Here is a 19949-nt window from a genome sequence, read left to right on the forward strand (position 1 = left end):
CATAATCTCCATTATAATCAGGTACCGCAAAAGGTCCGGTATGGTTTTGTTGACTCAGGCAGTGCGGCGTATTCAGCTTGTTCCTCGCAGTGTGCATAAGGTTTTGCAAGAACATCCAAAAGCCGTTCCATCACATTGTAGTCCCCTTGTTCCACTGCCGCTTCCAACGCCTCTTCCACCCGGTGGTTCCGTGGGATCACTGCAGGATTGCTGTTCTGCATCAATTGATTCGAAGATTCTTTCGATTCCTTCTGCCTGCCCAGTCTTGCCTGCCAAAGCTCTTGCCACTGAGCGAATTCCGGTGTACCGAAAAGGACCGTGTCCTCCACTTTATCAAAGGTCAAAGCACGGAACGTATTAGTATAGTCGGCACCATGCTTCTTCATCATACTGAGGATGCCATTAATAAGGGCTTCATCCTGAGTCTCTTCGTTGAATATCCCCAGTTTTGCCCTCATTCCCGCTAACCAATTAGAGTGATACAGATCATTAAAAACAGTAATCTTATCTTGTGCCAGTGTTACGGCCTGATCTTGGTCATCGTGCAACAGCGGCAATAGGGACTCAGCGAATCGTGCAAGATTCCATCCCCCAATAACCGGCTGGTTGCCATAGGCATAGCGGCCTTGTCTATCAATTGAACTGAATACCGTTGCAGGATCATAGGCATCCATGAAGGCGCAAGGGCCATAATCGATGGTTTCCCCGCTAATCGTCATGTTGTCGGTGTTCATCACCCCATGAATGAAGCCAACCAGCTGCCATTGGGCGATAAGCTCAGCCTGACGCTTGACCACTTCCTGCAGCAGCGCGAGATAACGGCTTTCATCGGCTTCAATGTCTGGAAAATGACGCTTAATGGCATAGTCGGCAAGTGTCCGGAGTTCCTCGAGCGTGCCCCATTTTGCAGCGAATTGAAAGGTTCCGACACGAAGGTGACTCGAAGCCACACGGGTCATGATGGCACCCGGCAGCCCGGTTTCACGGATTACCGTTTCACCGGTCGTCACTACTGCCAGACTTCGGGTGGTAGGAATGCCGAGCCCGTGCATCGCCTCGCTGATGATGTATTCGCGCAGCATCGGTCCAAGTGCAGCCCGGCCATCGCCCCCGCGGGAGTATGGCGTTCTTCCTGGACCCTTCAGCTGGATATCGACCCTCTCGCCTTCTGGCAAGACCTGCTCGCCAAGCAATATCGCCCGGCCGTCCCCTAACATGTTAAAATGACCGAATTGATGCCCAGCATATGCTTGTGCAAGAGGCGAAGCACCTTCGGGAATCTCGTTTCCGGCAAACACCTCCACACCATCTTCGCTTTGAAGCTTTTGAACGTTCAAACCAAGAGAATCCGCCAAAGGTTCATTCAGAATGATCAACTCCGGTGAACGTACAGGAGTCGGATTCGTGCTCGTGAAAAACTTTTCCGGAAGACGCGCATAGCTATTGTCTAAATTCCAACCTGTTTCATTAGTCATGGTTTCTCCTTTTCTTATTTTGACTTTTGTATAAATGTTCTTTCTCTCAAGATTCATATTAAAACACGTGATAAAACTCAGTTGCAGTCCATATTAATGTCTACTTCTGCCAATTAATTATACCGTTTCTGCATAAAAATGGCTCTTTTAAAGTCATGTAAAATCATTGGCGCCTTCCGGGATTCCATAAAACGATTGTGTAAAGCGCCAATATCCTCATCGGTCCCTTAGAATGAAAAAAAGCAGTGCCCCTTAATGGGTTCCTGCTTGTCGATTACCATTTCCACTTTTGCGATTTAGCGTGATAATTTAGAAATTAAGATGGAGAAAACTATGATTTTCTTTAAAATGCACTGCATTTTTTTTAATCCTTATCATCATTCGATTGATTTCACTTGTTATCCTGCTATAAGTGAGCCATCGGACTAGGTATATAAAAATGCATTAAATCTAATACAAATTAACTAGTGATTGAACATTTCTTAATATACTGGTACCCAATAAAAAGAATAGCACCAATTAAACCTAATTGAAAAAAGATACTCCATGTTAATGAAGGGTAATTTAAATCAGGAACAATGATATAACTCCCTTCAATTAAGTTAGAGAAGGTTAGAGCTAAAACACCTTTCTGATTATAAACAATTAAATATTTAAGTAATTCCTCATTAACGTGACTATAGATTGCGGGTTCAAAAAAACTGATAAAGAACACTATCAATACACTATACATAACATTTTTAGTTATAAGAGAAAGAACAAACGCTAGTTCTCCCCAAAAAAAACAAATTAGACTAACTACAAAAATTTGTGTAAATACTTGAAGACTAAATATTTCTCCAGGCACTCCTATATAAATATGCAATACTAAGCTAAGAAAAGTAGTCAAAACAGTTATAAAAAAACTAACTAGTAAAATATATAATGATTTATAGTAAAATGACTTAATTCTACTATAAGAACCGATAAGTAAATGTAATGTATTCCATGAATACTCCTCATAACTAAGAAAAGCACCTAAAATAATAAACGTTATTGTACCGAAAACCGTTAGTGATAATAAAAAAACTGAACTGAGATAACTAGATATCTTTAATTCAACATATGGAAATGGATCAAAAACTATATAAATCATAAATAAAAAGGTTAGACCTAGACTAATCCATAGCAGAATATTATTCTTTATCTTTATAGATTCTGCTTTTAACCAGTTATTCATTATTAATCTCATCCCCATTAATAATAATCATTGCGTCATGTTTCCCACCATTTAAAACTAATTTGACATTTCCTACTCCAGAAAATGATTTAAATGAACAAATTGCATCTCCTTTTATTATTTCAGATAATACTTTTTTTCCATTTGAATTAATTACTATACATTCGATTTCACTACCAGATTGATCGTTCTTTATTGAAATAGTATTATCTTCTTTTAAAAGAGTTTTTATATCAAGCGTTTTCTCTTTACGAAGGTTGCCAGATATACTCATATCGGCTACTAAATCTTCAGAATCTTTTAAATATGTTGTATTAATTTCAATTCCATCCGTAGCCATTGTTCCTGTATCTTCTGATGAAATATTTATCAAGATTAGACCAAGCAGCAAGATTGCACCTATTACCCATATAATTTTTTTCATAATTTAATATCCCCTATGCCTTGAAGTCTCTTTTTACAACAATTATTATATTTATAATTAAAATAAATAAAATAATGGCCGTAATTATAAACACACTACTCCCATAAGAAACCGACGTTAAATTACTAAATTGGATTTGAGGATCACCTGCCATATTTTTAAATGAATGACCTATCAAGGACGCATAATATTCATTCAAATTAAAATACTTAAGCATCGGTACATAGAGCGAAAATCTTTCGAGCAATATAGGAAAAACTATTGCAATTAAAATTCCACCATATACTCTTTTAGTAAATGTAGCTCCTAAAAATCCGATCATAGATGAACACAAAAGAATAATATAACAGCAAAAAAATTGTGCAAAAAGCATTTTCCACTCAATATAAAAAGGCCGTTGATTATCTACAAAAAAACCCTCCAACACTCCAAGGCAAATCATAAGTATGACTAAGCACATTATCCCTAATAATAATGTTATTATTTTGATAACTACAGATTGAACTCGGCCCATATTTATAATCACATAAACATTTGTATTGTGCTTATAATCAACTCCTGAAATATAAGCACCTAATACTGATCCAGGAATAAAACCTACCAATGATAACAGTAATAAATTAAACGAACTCATATATTGTATAGACAACAACTCTGGTGTGTAATATCCAGATTCACTATTAAATGCTTTCTGGAAAAACATAAGTAAGAAAAAAACAATAAATAAGCAGATTATAGAGATGAGTTCGGTTGCTTTTTTTAGTTTTAAATTTTCACCTTGCACTTTCTTGCTAATCATCATTATCACCACCAGCATACTGATGGAATCTGTCTACAAGTGATTTCTTTTTTAAATTATACGAGATAGGATATATGTCTTCTTCATTTAATACTCTTAAGTAATGCATATAATCTATCTTCAACGGAATCACTATAAAATTACCATGTTGGTTATACAAATATCCTTTTTTCACGAGTGCGGTTTTTGCTTTTTCAATTTCTTCAATTCTTATTTCAATATTAAGTATCCCTTCAGTTAGAATAGTCATTTCACCACTATCAGCAAGTATACCCTTGTTAAGAATAATGTAGTCAGTTAAAACATCCTCCATTTGAAGAATAGAATGACTAGAAAGTAAAATGGTTTTCCCTTGATTTTTTAATTCTAGGATCATATTTTTCAGCCATAAAACTCCATCTAAATCTAATCCATTTGTTGGTTCATCTAGAATAAGAAGCTCTCTATCGTTAGCTAACACAGTCATAGCTAATTGTAATCTTCTCTTCATTCCTAAAGAAAAATCATTAGCCTTTTTTCTTGTATCTTGAATTGAAACTGTTTTTAATATTTTTGAAATTTGATCTCTTTTAGGGGAATTACCTTCTTGTAATATGGAGATTTCCAAGTTTTCTCTAGCACTTAATTTGGGATAAAGGGCAATATTCTCTGATAAAAAGCCAACTTTCTTTTGCCCCCCTTTTGGGACTTCTCCTAACACTTTGATTGATCCAGCTGAAGGAAAAATCAGTCCAGTAATTAGTTTATTTAGCGTTGTTTTACCCGCCCCATTTTTGCCTAATAATCCGACAACCCTTCCTTTGTTTATTTCTAAGTTTATATCATTTAAAGCACTAGTATTTTTATATTCCTTACTTAAATTATTCACTTCTATTGTCTTCATAAGCATCCTCTTTTTTAGTATTAAATAGGACAACTTATGTAGATTAAATATTAAATACCTTTAATCTAGCATAAATTGTCCATAGAAATTAAATATCCATTAAGGTTTTCCTGTAGCAGTTATACCTTTTGTCGTACTTTGAAGTCCAATTGAGAAACTACTAGATGATATTCCTAGAACAAACTTTGCCTGAGAATAAGCTTTAGCTTGTGTGGTATTAAGTGTAGAAGTCCAATATGACTGAGTATTACTAAAAGACCATGCTACACCTGTACTGTGCTGTTGAGAAACTTTATTATGCTTAGTAACTTTTTTTCCATTAGAATCATACCAGCCTAAGACCCCGGTTTTAAAAATCTTCACTCCAACCCAAGAATAGTATTGTTGGTAATTACTTGTAGATTTTGTCACTGCTGAAGCCTGATTGATATTACCTGAAACAAAATTACTAGATAAGAAAATAACAACCGCTAGCATAGAATATCTCATAATTTTAAAAAACTCTCTCATAATTCCACCTCCTTACTTTGCTGATTAATATTACCATATTTTTTTAGTTTTATAGGTATTTCTAATTATAAAAGTCATAATTTAGTTAAAAATATAACAGAAATATGTGCTTTTAGTATTATTTTTATCATAAAACAAGGAAAGTAACGTTATAAAATTAGCTTGTAAAAAAAAGCCTGCCGTCGATTCGGCAGGCTTTTTTATATCATCTATGATTTTCCCAAACAGGTGAACAGAAACTTGCCAATCGAGTGGAGGATTCGGAAGTCTATTAGCTAGGTTACATAATATAAAAATGCCAGGGTTTGGGCATGACACAAAAGAAGGTTTTCAATATGTCGAAGGTAATAATTGGTGGCTATATATTCGTCATAAATTAGAAGATTTAGAAACACCATGTTCGGAGATACTGGATACTAATTTATTGAAAAAATGTATCGCTTACTACAACGAAGTTTTGTCTCGACATCAGGAAGTGGATGGTCCATGCGTAGTTCATATGGACTTTCGTCCAGGTAACATATTAGTTCTTAATGAATCAAAGATATCTGGGCTTATTGATTTTGAAAGTGCGCATGGAGGTCCATCTGAAATAGACTTCACAAAGATAAAGCAATATGTATGGGACGTGTACCCAGAGACTAAAGAGGATTTTATATTGGGATACAAAAGCATCCGGACCTTGCCAAATTTAGAAACTTTTCTACCTTTTTATTCTTTTTACCACGCATTTAGTGGAGTAGCTTGGTGCAAAAAACGTGGTATTGAAAAGAACAAAGAATTCCTTGCCGAAAATATACAAACATTGATAAATATTGTTGGATGATATGTGCTCCTAGTTTTGCAATGGTTTACTTAAATGTAATTTCATTTTGATTAAAAAATCTGATTGCCCTTAGAGTAGGGCTAATCAGATTTTTTGTTCCAAATATTGTCTTAGCGTATATTTTTGTTAAAATGTTGGCTGTACCCCTTGATAAGCTAAATCCGGAAATGGATACAATCCTAAAAGTTGAAAAGGATAACCTTAAAAACTTGGCACGAAGGCAAAAACGCTGACGTTGGTTACTTTAAAACTTTGGATCCACACTTTTCACTAATCTATATCCGAATGCCTTGGTACCAGGAATTAATTTTTTGTCTCCATTGATTTATTACCTTGATTGCATCAAAGTATAAATAAACTTATTATTTCGACTCCCAGGTAAAAGTAACAGCACTTTTAGGAGGAAGAGTATAAGTAAAGAATGCCCCTCCATCATTCACTTGAAATTCTTGATCTTTTTCACTTGGATTTGAGGCAATTAAAACGTTAGAGTGATCAGGGTTTTGATAGGCTACGGTTTCAATTGTTCTCAGGTATGTGGTGGAGGCAATCCGAACGGCATCAGACCCAACAAATTTACTGGCGTGTCCAATGGCGTAGTATTCTACATTCTTCTTAACTTCACCGGTTGCTTGATTAATCGTTACAACCCCACGGCAGTTCTCGCAGCCGCCATTTGTGGGCCCTCCATTTTCGTCGAGTGCGATATTCCACATCAATACGTTTTTTGCCCAATTCCGAGGGGCGCCAATAATAATATTGGACATTTGCCAGCTTAAATTATCCCCAAAGTCTTCGCTCCATTCCCCGCTGCTACATTCGGTAAAATAAGTATTTTTATCAGGAAAATTTGTATGGACTTGGGTCATTGCAGCCGGAGTACCTTCATAACAGTGAAACGCAGTACCATCTGTATATTTTTTTGCGTCCTCATTTTGAAACAAAGCTGTAGTATAATCTAAAGCCCCCTCCCAATTATGATCATAGGAGATGATTTTCGTTTCGATACCGTTCGACTCAAATACTGGACCTAAATAATGTCCAATGAATTTCGCCTGTTCTTCTGCACTCATGCTCATCGTCGGATAATTGGGTGAAGTAAATTCAGGCTCATTTTGAATGGTAATGCTATCAATAGGAATCCCTTTTTGTTCGTAGGCCTGTACATAACGAACAAAATAATTAGCATAGGCTCTATATATTTCCTCATTGGTATAGTCTAAGTACCAGCCATTGAATATTTTTACACCATATTTCATCCAGGGTGGGGCTGTCCATGGAGATCCAACAATCTTAATATCTCTTTTCTTTGCCAGGACAGCCTGAAAGGTAGTAATTACATCTTGATCTTTTTCGATGGAAAAATGGTTTAGTTCCAAATCCAGCTCACCATTTGTATCATTATATGTGTAGCTGCTTGGATTCCCATTCTCATCTACAGAAAAATCAGAAGCCCCAATGGTATGCCGAATATAGTTGATATTAATTCCGTTAGAGGTGAATAAGTCATTTAATAAATATTCCCGCTTCGATTCATCCATTTTTTTTTGAATCAAATAGGCAGAAGAACCAGTAATGGCTGCTCCAAAACCGTCCATTGTTTGATAAGTTGTATTACGATCAATTGTTATAGTTTGCACATTTGTTTTTTCCTTGTCTGAAAAAAGAATAGGGGATTTACTAGTTAACAAGTTCTTTTGATCACCAGTCGTAAGCCAAACAGAAACTTCTTTTTCCTGCGAAATTTCTTCCCTTTCAAGATAAGAATTGAATCGACTAATAAACATTATAAATAACACCAGGAGAAGGAGGATTAAGATCGTTCTTTTCCGATAGGAATTCATTTTCTCACCTCATCTGAAAAAAATTCCCCACATGAACGTAAATTCATTGTGGGGAAAAGGATTATCTTCTAGATAGACTGTCCCTATTACTTGCGTTAATACGTTTGTTTTTGTTTGCTTTATTCGTGTTTGCTTTTGCTAGATTATTTTTATCTGAATTTGCATTGCTCACTTGATTAAAATTCTTACTGTTATCATTGGAAACAGTAATACTACCTTCTAAGCGAATATCAGCAGAAGAACTACCAACGTAAATAGGTACTTGACCCGAAGGCATTACCCATTCATTTTTCTCTTCATCATAATAAGCGAAGGCTTTTGCATCGAGTTTAATAGTTACTCTTTCTTGTTTACCAGGCTTTAATTCTACCTTCTGGAAGCCTGCTAATTGTTTTGGCGCAGTCTCTACGTCTGTTGGCAGTTTGCCAGTATACACTTGTACAACCTCTGATCCGGTTACATCGCCTGTATTACGTAAGTTTAATGATACTTTAAAGGTAGGTTCTTCTGAGTCTTTTGAAGAGGTTACCTTTGTTTTTAAATTCTTGTAGCCAAATTCTGTATAAGATAAACCATGTCCAAAGGAGAAGGCTGGCTTTATCCCAGCTTTTTCAAAGCCACGATACCCTACAAAAATACCTTCCGTGTATTTTGACACTTCGTCGATACCAGGGTATTGTTCTTCCGATGATACTGGTGTTGAATCTTCATCGACTGGGAAAGTAACAGGTAATTTACCTGATGGATTTACATCTCCAAATAATACGTCAGCAATAGCATTCCCCTGTTCTTGTCCGGGATACCAAGCTTGTACAATAGAAGCAACATTATCTTTCCAAGCTCCCATTTCAATAGCAATACCACTTTCATTTACAACAACCACATTCTTATTCACTTTTGCAACTTCTTTGATAAGTTGTTCTTGGTTATTTGTTAATTCCATATCGGAACGATCTACATAACCTTCACTATCAAACGTTCTTGTTACTATAACAGCTACATCTGATTTTTTCGCCAGCTCAACTGCATTAGCAATATTATCATCTACAACATCGTCAGCAGCTTCCCAGCCGAAACGTAATTGACCGCCATCATCATTTCTAGAAGCATTTGGATAATCTGTTTTATATTCAATCTTAACATCATAGTTTTTATCTGCTTCTAATGTTACAGTTTTCTCTTCAGTGCCAAGTTCTTCTCCAGCATTATCTATAACAAGATTGCCATCAATATATACTTTACTAGAACCATAGCTAGTGGTAGAAAGTTTGTACTCACCAGATTTTGGTACGTTGATTACTCCTGTATAGCTTGCCGACATCATGCCATTTAAATTTGTAGGAAGTTTATCTAATTTAGAAGATTGAGCATTAAAGCCTTCGAAATTATAAAATCCTAGATTTAAGTTAACTTGTTTTGTTGTATGTTCAAAGACCGGGTCGCCTTCCATATTTTTATTCGACCAGTATTCTGCTTTTAATCCATTCTCTATTGCATCAGCTGATGGCTTTAGGAATGCAGATGGTACAGAATTTGGTCCTGGAAGAATATCTCCCGCACTAATTGGATCTGTTCCAGCCGCATATTCTACTTTTACATTTTTCCCTGCACGGTTTTTAATCCCTTCAAGTGGGCTTACAGTATAAGTAGGATTCACAAGAGAACTACCCCCACCCGCAGCAGAAGCAGTATCTGCATCCGGTCCGATTACAGCAATTGAATCTAGTTTTTCCGTATTTAACGGTAAGACATCTTTTTTATTTTGAAGTAAAACCATTGCTTCTGCAGCGATTTGTCGAGCAATTGCACCATGTGCTTTTGCGTCAATTTCATTATTTTGCACAGGGTTATCAAATAAACCTTTATCAAACATTTGATATAAAATGCGATACGTACTTTGGTTTATTGTTTCTTCACTTACCTTTCCGTTCTTCACTGCTTGTACTAAGTGATCGCCCCATAAACCATTAGGGTCTCCAGGCGTTTCAAGATCCAACCCAGCATTAATTGATTCTGAAGTACTTACGTTTGCCCCGTAATCACTCATGACAAAGCCAGCAAAATTTAGATTTCCTCTCAATAGTTTCGTTAGGATATCTTCATTTTCACAAGCATACATACTATTTACTTGGTTAAAGGAACACATCACACTACCTAAATCTGCATCTTTTATCACACTTGCGAAAGGTCTTGCATATATTTCGTTTATTGCTCTCTCACTTGCTTGTGAATCACTTGTGAAGCGATCTTTTTCTTGATTGTTTAATAGATAATGCTTCGCTGTAACTAATACATTGTTGTTTTGAACCGCATTCACATAATTTGTAGCCATTTGTGATTGTAAGTATGGATCTTCTCCTAAGGATTCAAAGTTCCTTCCTCCAAAAGCATTTCTAGCAATATCTAATCCAGGTCCTAACAATACATTGTGTGTTGTATTAAATGCTTCATTCCCAAGTAATTCCCCATATTTTTTAGCCGTTTCCGTATTCCAGGTTGCAGCTAATCCAATCGCAGCAGGCAAAGCAGTCGATTGTTTATTCTGCACATCCGGATTTGCAATCCGGACCCCGACAGGCCCATCTGCCATTGTTAACGCGGGAATCCCATATTTCTCTTCTCCCTTATTATAAAAGCCATAATAATTGTTCAAATTACCGGTGATAAAATGTACTTTATCCTCCAGTGTCATTGTATCCACCAACAAATTAGTTCTTTCTTCAGCAGAAAGTTCCTTGTTCATCCACGGAAACGAATTTGCCTCAGCAGATGTCGTCAGTGGAATAGTTACCATACTAAGAACTAAAGTAAAAATAAGGCTTAGTACGGTAAGTTTCCGTTTCCCATCTAATAAACCAACCATTTTTCCAGCTCCTCTTTCAAAATTATTATTGCCTTCTAAATGTTACAGAACAATATTTAATATATATGGTATAATTAGTAGGTATTTGGTATAATTTCAAGGTGTCGAAGGAAACAGGTGAAAATGCCTAACTTTGCTTCATAATCCTTATTATTTGTTAAAACTGGACTTTGGTGAAATGAAAGGGTTTTATATTAAAGGTTAGTAAGTTGAAAATTATACAGATTTTTAAAAAAACGGGTCAAAATAATCATTCGAAGAATTTAGAAAGAGTATTATTTCCGACTTATTGGCGCGGAAAAAGTAGAGTTCTATAAATCAATAATAGGCTATTCCATTATCTATGGGGCTTGGATCTTTTACAGGAAGCTAATGTTATTTTGATATATCTATTTAAAACAAATAAGTTATCTAAAAAAAGGCAAGTGATATGAAAATGAATAGAATGGTTAACAGGAAGGATATTCCATATATTTGTAATCTTATGTTCAAAACATTCGACTTACCTGTTTTTTATTTAAATGAGAATAAAAAAGTCACAATTAAATTACCTGAAACTTTTAAAGCTAATCCCTTATTCGAAGGGATTGAAGAGCTTCTTGGTGAAATTACACATTTTTACCAAGGAACTTTATTGCCGGCTATCCATATGACTAATTTTTTGGAGCACTTTCTTATTCTACGCCTGCCTGGTCATCCATCTTTGGGAACCATTGTGATTGGACCATCTTTCTATAAAGGATTAACCGAGGAATCCAAAAAAATCCTTATAATAGATAACAAGGTGCCAGGCAACTATCATGATCAGTGGTTCCAATATTACGAGAATATCCCAGTGATTAACCAAAAGAGGCTGGCTTATATCGGAACGCTCCTCTATTACCTTGTTTGTGGGAAAACTCTTAAGGTGAACGAAGTATTGGAGCAGTCATATATCTATTCACCCAAAGTTACCCCAACCGACCATCTTGATGTCATAGTGTCGAATCAGCGTGAAAACAAATTCTTCCATATGGATCCGAGTTTTGAGAAAAATTTGTACCACCTCATTAAGGTTGGAAAAAAGGATGAAGCGTTAAAGGCCTATCTGTCTTTCCCTAAGGAATCGATTGGAACTTTATCCAAACAAAGCTATTTAAGAAGCAGGAAGAATTTTGCCATAACTGCTGTTACGCTTTGGACACGAGCCGCTATAAACGGAGGTTTAGACTGGGAAACCGCATATACAATGAGTGATATGCACATTCAGCATATTGAAGAATTAGAAGCAATCTATAAGGTAGAAAATGCCATTATTGACGTACTTCTTGAATTTGTTGATGTCGAGCGAAGAAATAAGGGGCAAATTGTTTCTAAACCGGTATTGTCCTGTCAAAATTATATTTTTAAGCATTTATATAGGAAGATAACCCTGGAAAACCTTGGTGAGCACACCGGATTAAATCCAAGCTATTTGTCACAGTTATTCATAAAGGAAACGGGTATTCCAGTAAGTGAATATATTCAGAGGCAGCGTATCGAGGAAGCAAAAAGGCTTCTAATTCTTACCGATTATACTGTATCAGAGATAAGTTTCATACTTAATTTTAATGACCAGAGTTACTTTACAAAAGTATTCAAAAAACATACAGACGTTACGCCAAGACAGTTCAGGACTAGCCACGAATTTGAAATCTAGCCTACTAAAAACAGCGTGAGTATTCTGCTAAAAAGTACCCTATAGAGTAGACACTAAAAAAGTCTACCTATAGGGTACTTTTTTGTATAATGGGGTACCGCCACATGCCCATCAAGCTAACCCAACGTGATTGCTGTCGCGGATACTATTAAAGAAACCTCTCAAAAAGCGATTGAAAGGTTAAAAAATATGGGTCTTGATGTTTTCACCATGCTCCCCCACCTTTTTCTATCTTCTTCTTTCCCTCTTCCAATCCAGGATAGACTTAATTCAGTAAAGTCAGGCTGATAAAGGCAATGCCAAATATACAGTACAGAATGAGTGTAAAGGGCTGGGGAAAAATAATATATACTATCATACTAATGATCATCAGCAGGATGCTGAAGGCATTTATCCTATCTCTCCACATACTCACCTTTGGTCAACTCCTTTTCCACAAGCGTAAGGTACATTTTCATCGCAAACTTCTTCCGGTGCCGTCTGGCCGGCTTTGAGGAAGCACTCCTCCCACAGTCAAAGCCAACATCAGCAAAAATAGAGTTTCTTCTTCATCCTTCATTCCACTTTGTTATAATGGCTTTATGCCTAATTTGTATTTTTTCATTTTTCGTTAGTAAGTAAGCGACTGATAATTTATAATTATAAAATTGAATCCACTAAACAGCCATGTAGCCAAAATGATAAATCTATAAAAATAATTTAAATATTCAGACTTTTTAAGGAGTATGAAGTGAATGATCTATAAAACTTTCAAGGTTGTATTAAGAGCCTTGCACAAAGGCCAAACCGAGGAATTCGCTTATGTTTTTGAAGGGAAAAGCTTGCTGATCGGCCGTGCAAGCCAACACTCCAAAGCTGATTTCAAGCTTTACAATGACTTCGTTTCCAGGGAACATTGCCGGATTTATATGGAGGAAGGACAACTCTTCATTGAGGATTTGGCAAGCAAACACGGTACCTCGGTGAACCAGATGCCGCTCGTACCGGGAAATCCCCGTCACATTGAACCGGGGGATTCCATTACTTTGATCAATGGACTGATTGAATTCATGATTTCCATCGACAACGATTTAACACGGGATTTCACTCCGGTGAACCCCGATTTCCAGCAAACCGTCACTATCAATGAGCACCTTCAGACCGTGATCATCAATGAAGAAGCACCCATTAAAATGCCGACAAAGGAATTCAATTGCTTTAAGCTGCTTTATGAAAATTTGGACAACCTTATTTCAAAAGAAGAGATTGTCCAGCATGTATGGCCAGAGAGAGTCGGTGATCCCGAGCAAATTGTGACGGCAGAAGAAATCGCTTCACTGCTGTACCGAGTGCGGAAACGGATAAATGGGCACTTTGCAATAAAAGCCGTCATTCAAAAAGGATATTATATGGAATCCATCCATTCATTCAATCTATCGGACTTATAATGACAATCATTCGAAGACATGAAAAAAAGCATTGCTGATAACAATGCTTTTTTTTCATGTTTATATCGAGGACGGCAAGCAGGTATCCACCCGGTCCATTATCATTTCTTTGGCAAGTCCAGATTAGTGAATTCATCGACTGGAACGATGTCTTCTTCCATATCCATCACCTTCAGCACAACCCGGTCTCCTACATTCGTCAACACAATATCAGATAGCGCGTTGACCCCAGGGTCCACCGAGAACCTCTTGGCATTGCCTTCGACGATCAAATGGAATACGTATCCATTTGAAAGATTGGCATCATTGATCCTTATTACCTTCCCCTTTATTTCTTTCATCTCAAAGCCTTTTTGAGGCGTCACACCACTCACTTTCCCTAAAGAGGCAATCAGTTTTTTATAATTGCGGAAAGCTTCGTCTTTCGTTTTCCCAAAGACCACTTGGGGATTATCGCTATTGGCGTAAACGATCGCCACACCTTGGAACTTGCTGCCCTTTGTAACCGGAATTACATAAGTGGGAGCACCGTAAATCGTATAGAAAATTCCATTAGTGGCTTTCCAGCCTGGATATTTAGACAAAAACTCACTCGCATTTGCGTTGGATTTTGCCTCCTTTCCAGTCAGAACGGACGTAACGCCTTTATAGTACGTCATTTCACCGGTTTTGGCATTGAAAACACCATAACCTACAAGGGTTTTGGAGTTGCCTTTTGATTTAGCCCGGGTAAAGTCCACTACATAAATCAATTCGCCTTTTTCGTTAAACGTAACTTGCATATTATCCTCATTAGGAATCAGGACATCTTTCTTCGGCCCAATCAAGGACTGGTTTTTCCATCCGTGAACATATTTTCCCCAGTAGGTCCAATATTCCAGGGCTGTTTCCAATGTGAAAGTCCGATCTACCCAATTAGGTTCTTTTCCTTTTGGATAGTATTTCGTGTCCCCTGTTTCCGGATTTACCAATACCACCCCGTCGACTACGGGACCGCTGCGGTATTTCAAATAATGTCCGACTGAAGCTACGAAGAAAGGCTTTCCATCTTCGTTCGGTTCCAAATATGAATCATGGATGATTTTATTCGGATATGCCTTGCGGATGGTCCTTTCCAAATCATGATCGAGGTACTGTGAGGGAGCATATAGCATCTTCCCTTTGACAGTACTCGCCCCTTTATCCGTCGATACGGCGGAAATCAGATTATAACCTGGCGTGTATTCCGCTTTCCCGGCTTTCAAAAACCCATCCATTTCAATGGGTGATGTATAAGCCAATTCATCATTGATATTGGTTAGACGGTATTCGCCTTCAGTGAAATATGATGCATTTTCTATTTTATTAATCGCTGCATCGCCTTTTGCATCAGCCATTTTCACTGTAACAAACGGCATGGTTTTTATATCTTGAACTTCTTCCAGCTCTTTTTTCTTATCGACCTTCGCCAACCCATGCAGATCAGCGGCAAAAGTGATGGAGTAAAACTGCATGATGCCCCATGCTAATATCAAAACGACACCTATCAAACTGTTGAAATGTACGTTCCAAGGTGTTTTTGGTTGCATCAAAGCTTCATTTCCCCTCCGATTCCGTCGGGTACTTGAAGATTCACTGGCACTGTACATATACATTCTTGAATCGATGATGAGAATGAGCCCTAGAATAATGGCAAAACTCGAAAAGAATGCAGCGGCAGTAAGATCCAGCAGCATGATATCGATAACGAAAAACAGTACGGCAGCAGAAACTAAAAGTCTCAGCACCTGTTCAATGAAAAAAGGTATTTCCTTTTTGGTGATTGCGTTTATCCATCTCTGCGGAATCAAGGAAAGTCCCAATATGGCAAATGGCATTTTCAATAAAATTCCTTTCAAGATGAAAACGAGTAGTGAAAGTATCATGGTTTTAAAAATCTCTCCTTGTCATGTATGTTTCCATTTACCTATTTTATCACTTTTGTACAACTAATTTACTATTTTTAAAATATATCGAAATAACGTAAGAAAACTACCAATATTATTTACTCCTACGATGCTACTTTTATCGATTTAATGTTTATATAGACTCTAGAAAAGGATGGGTGCCAAAGGGGGCGAAGCCTTATGATTTATGAAGAAACTTACCAATACCTATTAAGAAATGTATCTTCTACTGAATTCGATACGTGTTTGTACGCCTTGCTCCACAGTGATTGGGACGGGGTCATCCAGAGCCCGCTTCATATGATGGCCCGAGGAGTAGGAACGACAGAAAAGTACTTAAGGCAGATCATCAATAAATTCACCGCACCACAAGGATCACTAAAAAAAGTGTTTGTGCCTGTTCATCAAGGAGAAGATACTTTATATAAGTTTAACCTTGGTCCTGCAAGTAATCTTGGCTATAACAGGAAGACGGACCGTTATTGCAAGAAATACCGTTTCTTTTATTGCGATGCTTTCAAAGCCTTAACAATTCATGGAAAACGGCTGCTGCTTATGGGCGCTTTCCGAATGTCTGTTTTGAAGTCTGAAGAAGTTCTATTCGATTATAATGAAATCGTTCCTGATTCCAACTCGCCATTCACGAGAAAGCGCTTATTGGATGCAGTCGATGCCATCCATGACGCTTTAGGCCATTTAGTGACGATTTCTTTTGCAAGCAGGGCTTTTTCAAAGAAAGAAATTCTGGTATTCACCTTTACCGAAGGCGTCTTGGAGCAATATAAGGAAAATAGGGCGGAACGGACATGGTTGCGGAGAACGATTTTTAACTCTGGCTACATTGGGCATATCAATGATTCTGTATGCAAGGAATTGGAACGGGCAGGCAAATATATTTTCCGTTCATTTCTGCAGGAAACGAAAAACATCTCCAATGATATCCAAAAGGAACTGCAGAAGTTAGCCCGTTTCGTCTATTCTCATTCTCTTAAGAAATTTGGCCAGGCGATTTCTGCCAATGAGCAGTTACTTCTTGCCCCAAAACAAGCCTCTGCTTATTTAAGCAAGATCATGTACAATGAAACATTGGAACAGATGGTCAAGTATGCCCACCAGGCAGAATCCATCAAAAGCCTGCTTGAACGCGTTCATTTTCATAGAAACATCTCCGAGAAAGCTCTCTGCCGGCAAGTGAATGATTTGGAAATGGCTGAACATATCAAGCCCATTCTCCAAAAGTATCATCAAGCAGACTTCATCCGTCATGTGCTGAACGACTGGTGCGAAACATGGCTCATTTCCCGTGTAAAGACAGTGACAGAAGAATTCCGGGCAGAAGGAAAAAGGAAAAGTACCGATTATGATAAGCAGGTCGCGGCCGAATATATGGCACGCATTAGAAACGATACATATGACCAGTTGGACAGGCTGTTGACCTTGCTGCTTAAATTCGGCAATCATGCAGTTTCCCCGGCTGTCCGGAACTTCCCTCTCACTAAGAAAAAGGAAACCCTCCAATCCTATTTTGCTATCCAAAAGGAGCGTCTCGACGTTCTCTCCATTTCCTCTTAAAACCACACGGTTTAAGCCTTTTAATATGTCATTTGTTTTCCAAGAGAACGGATCCGTTCTCTTTTTTTGCTTGTAACGAAAACCGACTGTGAATTGCAGAATGACGATTGTAGTTTAGTGATTGGCACATTGTGGATTTCTCCCCTGAATTCGTGTGTTGCATATGGATCTTGTGGATAAGGGAACTTGGGCAGAAGTTTTTTTTGACGGCAGGCCATGACCCCTGCATGGGCGAGGGCATTTATATGGAGTTATTCTAAGGGTCTAAGAATGGGTCTATATAAAGGAACTGAAAAAGGTTTTGATCATCAGTATGAATAAGGGGTTGAATCTAGGCAGGCCGCTATACGGGTAAAAGAAATGGGCCCCATTTAGAATGGAAAGCCCTCATGACTTGTTATGGCATTAATAATATTTTCCCCGAACTTTTCCGGCTTTCAAGAAGTCTATGTGCATCCGCCCCATTTTCCAACGAGAAAAGAGTCGGTTCTTTGATGAGGATTTCCCCTGACAGAATCCATTGGAACAGCTCTGCTGTTCTTCTTGTCCGTTCTTCATGGGTAGTCAGGACGTTCCAAAGGTCTCCACCTATTAATGCTTTCGATGTATCCATTAACATTCTTGGATCGATTTTCTCAGGATCACCGCCTGCCATCCCAAAAAATACAACAGTTCCTCCAGTCTTGGTCGCCTTGAAACTATCCATCAAGGTTTGTCCCACTGATTCATAAACGACATCAACGCCTTTACCGCCGGTTACATCCATAATGGAATCCACCCAGTCCGATCCGTAAAGGAAAACATGAGCCGCACCCATTTGTTTAGCAACAGCCGCTTTATCATTTGATGAGGTCAAGCCAATGACCTGACCGCCCTTCATCTTGATCATCTGTGTCAGTAATTGACCGACTCCACCAGCAGCAGCATGGACCAGAATGGTTTCACCTGCTTTAACTTGATGACTGTCATGAGTTAAATATTGGGCAGTCAATCCTTGAAGTAAAACGGATGCGGCCGTTTCAAAGGAAATGCCCTCAGGCAGCGGTAACAGTTTATCAGCTGGAACTGAAACCAGCTCCGCATTGGCATGGGGAACATCAGCGAACCCGACACGATCACCGACTTTCACATGATGGACATCTTCCCCAACATATTCGATGACCCCTGCCCCCTCATAACCTAGAATGAATGGGGGATCACCCACCAAATGATAATTCCCTTTCCTTCTATATACATCAGCAAAATTCAATCCGATTGCTTTCATTCGAACGATCACGGCTGATTTTGAATGTTCAGGTTCTGCAATTTCCCTTACAGACAGGACTTCCGGCCCGCCGAAATCTTCAAAGACAAGTGCTTTCATCATCCTAACTCCCTTCAATGCTTCTTCATTCTTTAAGATATAGGATGAACCCTTTGCTGGCAAGAAATACAAATAACCGCCCTCCCTTAAAGGCTAGAGCGGTCACTAAGTTTACTCAATCTGTATTGGTACCAGGGCCGTTCTTTCGTTTATTCGCAGAATATTCCTTACCGTGTGCTTCATGTTCTGCAATGATGTCCGCTTTCGGAATATGGTTATTCTTTTTCGGTGAACCGGTACGGTTACGATGTTTTTTTCCCATGATCTATCTCCCCTTCATTCAAAGCTATTTATGTTGAACTATTGTTAGCTTGTCCGATTACCACCGAAAATACCGGCAAAATAAGCGCTTCATAATAAAGGAAAAACCATCGCGGAGACCGAATAGATGTAAAACTGATATATAAGGAGGGAAAAAAATGTTTCCTGTATTGAACACAGAAAGGTTACGCTTTCGGGAAATTCGTGAAAGTGATGCGGAAGCTGTTTTCCAATGCTTATCAAAAGATGAAGTCACCCGCTTTTATGGCCAGGATTCTTTGGAAAATGTCGAACAGGCAAAGGACACCATAACGTCTTTTGCGAAAAACTATCTTGAAAAACGAGCAATCCGATGGGGGATTGAAAGAAAAGATACACAGGAATTGATTGGTACCATCGGTTTTCATGCCCACAGTCCCAAATACAGACGGGCGGAAATCGGTTATGAAATCCATCCAGCACATTGGCGTAAAGGATTTGCGTCAGAAGCTCTTAAAGAAATTATCGCTTACGGTTTCAACGACCTTGATTTAACCCGCATCGGCGCGGTCGTTTTCCTGGAAAACAAGCCATCAAGTGAGCTCTTGCTTAAGCTGGGCTTCATCCAGGAAGGAATATTAAGGAGTTATATTTACCAAAACGGTATCCCTCATGATACATATGTGTATTCTTTGCTGAAGTGAAATAAAGAAAACCTCTTTAGAGGGTTCCATTGAAGAAATTTGCGACACTCCTACCGAATAACTGGCTAGCCAAGACCCCGGATACGTTTGCTTTGATGAGGCTTGGCAGACAGTCGGCGGAAAGGGAGCGGATTTCTGAAAACAGCTGGTACTTTTTTCAATAAAAAAACTGTAGGCAAACTGGATTTTCTTCTACA

The 19949-nt window shown here is 38.2% G+C and carries 16 protein-coding genes and 1 pseudogene; 6 read left to right on the top strand and 11 right to left on the bottom strand.

What is annotated here, in order from left to right:
- Window positions 1–17 precede the first annotated feature (17 nt).
- The 6 genes from AC3ISB_RS23235 to AC3ISB_RS23260 form a co-directional block, all read right to left on the bottom strand.
- Window positions 18–1475, bottom strand: a complete 1458-nt coding sequence (locus tag AC3ISB_RS23235) for a protein adenylyltransferase SelO (RefSeq protein ID WP_489274550.1) — start codon at window positions 1473–1475, stop codon at window positions 18–20.
- A 460-nt stretch (window positions 1476–1935) separates the two neighbouring features.
- Window positions 1936–2694: an ABC transporter permease gene (locus tag AC3ISB_RS23240; protein ID WP_377407170.1), complete on the bottom strand. Its 759-nt coding sequence runs from the start codon at window positions 2692–2694 to the stop codon at window positions 1936–1938.
- A complete protein-coding gene (locus tag AC3ISB_RS23245; RefSeq protein ID WP_489274553.1) occupies window positions 2687–3118 on the bottom strand; it encodes a hypothetical protein in 432 nt (143 codons plus the stop codon). The genes AC3ISB_RS23240 and AC3ISB_RS23245 overlap by 8 nt, the downstream gene beginning before the upstream one ends.
- 13 nt (window positions 3119–3131) lie before the next feature.
- Window positions 3132–3920, bottom strand: a complete 789-nt coding sequence (locus tag AC3ISB_RS23250; RefSeq protein ID WP_489274555.1) for a hypothetical protein — start codon at window positions 3918–3920, stop codon at window positions 3132–3134.
- Entirely contained in the window at window positions 3910–4800 is an 891-nt protein-coding gene (locus tag AC3ISB_RS23255) for an ABC transporter ATP-binding protein (RefSeq protein WP_480339566.1), read from the bottom strand. The genes AC3ISB_RS23250 and AC3ISB_RS23255 overlap by 11 nt, the downstream gene beginning before the upstream one ends.
- Window positions 4801–4899: 99 nt before the next feature.
- Window positions 4900–5310, bottom strand: coding sequence for a hypothetical protein (locus tag AC3ISB_RS23260; protein WP_480339565.1), 411 nt, complete (start codon window positions 5308–5310; stop codon window positions 4900–4902).
- 271 nt (window positions 5311–5581) lie between these two features.
- On the opposite strand from AC3ISB_RS23260, the pseudogene AC3ISB_RS23265 reads away from it, so the two are divergent.
- Window positions 5582–6136: pseudogene (locus AC3ISB_RS23265) on the top strand (phosphotransferase family protein); the annotation flags it as partial.
- A gap of 362 nt (window positions 6137–6498) precedes the next feature.
- Here the strand turns inward: AC3ISB_RS23265 and AC3ISB_RS23270 are convergent.
- Window positions 6499–7923, bottom strand: coding sequence for a glycoside hydrolase family 30 protein (locus AC3ISB_RS23270; protein ID WP_489274558.1), 1425 nt, complete (start codon window positions 7921–7923; stop codon window positions 6499–6501).
- Window positions 7924–8041: 118 nt separating this feature from the next.
- Window positions 8042–10843 carry a glycoside hydrolase family 3 C-terminal domain-containing protein gene (locus AC3ISB_RS23275; RefSeq protein WP_489274559.1) on the bottom strand — a complete coding sequence of 934 codons (2802 nt, stop codon included), beginning with the start codon at window positions 10841–10843 and terminating at the stop codon, window positions 8042–8044.
- Window positions 10844–11273: 430 nt separating this feature from the next.
- Between AC3ISB_RS23275 and AC3ISB_RS23280 the strand changes: the two genes are divergently transcribed.
- Both AC3ISB_RS23280 and AC3ISB_RS23285 read left to right on the top strand, forming a co-directional pair.
- Window positions 11274–12521, top strand: coding sequence for a helix-turn-helix transcriptional regulator (locus tag AC3ISB_RS23280; RefSeq protein ID WP_141994068.1), 1248 nt, complete (start codon window positions 11274–11276; stop codon window positions 12519–12521).
- A gap of 734 nt (window positions 12522–13255) precedes the next feature.
- On the top strand, window positions 13256–13948 hold the full coding sequence (locus tag AC3ISB_RS23285; RefSeq protein WP_339200876.1) for an FHA domain-containing protein: 693 nt from the start codon (window positions 13256–13258) through the stop codon (window positions 13946–13948).
- 101 nt (window positions 13949–14049) lie between these two features.
- On the opposite strand, the gene AC3ISB_RS23290 is transcribed toward AC3ISB_RS23285, so the two are convergent.
- Window positions 14050–15852: a hypothetical protein gene (locus AC3ISB_RS23290; RefSeq protein ID WP_489274561.1), complete on the bottom strand. Its 1803-nt coding sequence runs from the start codon at window positions 15850–15852 to the stop codon at window positions 14050–14052.
- A gap of 201 nt (window positions 15853–16053) precedes the next feature.
- Here AC3ISB_RS23290 and AC3ISB_RS23295 point away from each other — a divergent pair, with 201 nt between their 5' ends.
- Entirely contained in the window at window positions 16054–17445 is a 1392-nt protein-coding gene (locus tag AC3ISB_RS23295; protein WP_480339563.1) for a hypothetical protein, read from the top strand.
- A 397-nt stretch (window positions 17446–17842) separates the two neighbouring features.
- On the opposite strand, the gene AC3ISB_RS23300 is transcribed toward AC3ISB_RS23295, so the two are convergent.
- Window positions 17843–18808, bottom strand: coding sequence for a quinone oxidoreductase family protein (locus AC3ISB_RS23300; protein ID WP_144549202.1), 966 nt, complete (start codon window positions 18806–18808; stop codon window positions 17843–17845).
- A 115-nt stretch (window positions 18809–18923) separates the two neighbouring features.
- Window positions 18924–19070, bottom strand: coding sequence for a hypothetical protein (locus AC3ISB_RS23305; protein ID WP_347940503.1), 147 nt, complete (start codon window positions 19068–19070; stop codon window positions 18924–18926).
- Between the two features lie 157 nt (window positions 19071–19227).
- On the opposite strand from AC3ISB_RS23305, the gene AC3ISB_RS23310 reads away from it, so the two are divergent.
- Complete coding sequence (locus tag AC3ISB_RS23310) at window positions 19228–19752, top strand: GNAT family N-acetyltransferase (RefSeq protein WP_347940504.1); 525 nt, start codon at window positions 19228–19230, stop codon at window positions 19750–19752.
- 29 nt (window positions 19753–19781) lie between these two features.
- Window positions 19782–19916, top strand: coding sequence for a hypothetical protein (locus tag AC3ISB_RS23315; RefSeq protein WP_286178749.1), 135 nt, complete (start codon window positions 19782–19784; stop codon window positions 19914–19916).
- Window positions 19917–19949 lie beyond the last annotated feature (33 nt).

It is taken from the genome of Peribacillus sp. GL_122 (genome assembly GCF_057835005.1).

Excerpts from the sequence above, each read along its gene's own strand:
- AC3ISB_RS23305 (WP_347940503.1), bottom strand. The coding sequence starts at position 19,070 with ATGGGAAAAAAACATCGTAACCGTACCGGTTCACCGAAAAAGAATAAC.
- AC3ISB_RS23310 (WP_347940504.1), top strand. The coding sequence starts at position 19,228 with ATGTTTCCTGTATTGAACACAGAAAGGTTACGCTTTCGGGAAATTCGT.
- AC3ISB_RS23290 (WP_489274561.1), bottom strand. The coding sequence starts at position 15,852 with ATGATACTTTCACTACTCGTTTTCATCTTGAAAGGAATTTTATTGAAA.
- AC3ISB_RS23295 (WP_480339563.1), top strand. The coding sequence starts at position 16,054 with ATGATTTATGAAGAAACTTACCAATACCTATTAAGAAATGTATCTTCT.
- AC3ISB_RS23275 (WP_489274559.1), bottom strand. The coding sequence starts at position 10,843 with ATGGTTGGTTTATTAGATGGGAAACGGAAACTTACCGTACTAAGCCTT.
- AC3ISB_RS23235 (WP_489274550.1), bottom strand. The coding sequence starts at position 1,475 with ATGACTAATGAAACAGGTTGGAATTTAGACAATAGCTATGCGCGTCTT.
- AC3ISB_RS23285 (WP_339200876.1), top strand. The coding sequence starts at position 13,256 with ATGATCTATAAAACTTTCAAGGTTGTATTAAGAGCCTTGCACAAAGGC.
- AC3ISB_RS23300 (WP_144549202.1), bottom strand. The coding sequence starts at position 18,808 with ATGAAAGCACTTGTCTTTGAAGATTTCGGCGGGCCGGAAGTCCTGTCT.
- AC3ISB_RS23280 (WP_141994068.1), top strand. The coding sequence starts at position 11,274 with ATGAAAATGAATAGAATGGTTAACAGGAAGGATATTCCATATATTTGT.
- AC3ISB_RS23260 (WP_480339565.1), bottom strand. The coding sequence starts at position 5,310 with ATGAGAGAGTTTTTTAAAATTATGAGATATTCTATGCTAGCGGTTGTT.
- AC3ISB_RS23245 (WP_489274553.1), bottom strand. The coding sequence starts at position 3,118 with ATGAAAAAAATTATATGGGTAATAGGTGCAATCTTGCTGCTTGGTCTA.
- AC3ISB_RS23240 (WP_377407170.1), bottom strand. The coding sequence starts at position 2,694 with ATGAATAACTGGTTAAAAGCAGAATCTATAAAGATAAAGAATAATATT.
- AC3ISB_RS23270 (WP_489274558.1), bottom strand. The coding sequence starts at position 7,923 with ATGTTTATTAGTCGATTCAATTCTTATCTTGAAAGGGAAGAAATTTCG.
- AC3ISB_RS23250 (WP_489274555.1), bottom strand. The coding sequence starts at position 3,920 with ATGATGATTAGCAAGAAAGTGCAAGGTGAAAATTTAAAACTAAAAAAA.
- AC3ISB_RS23255 (WP_480339566.1), bottom strand. The coding sequence starts at position 4,800 with ATGAAGACAATAGAAGTGAATAATTTAAGTAAGGAATATAAAAATACT.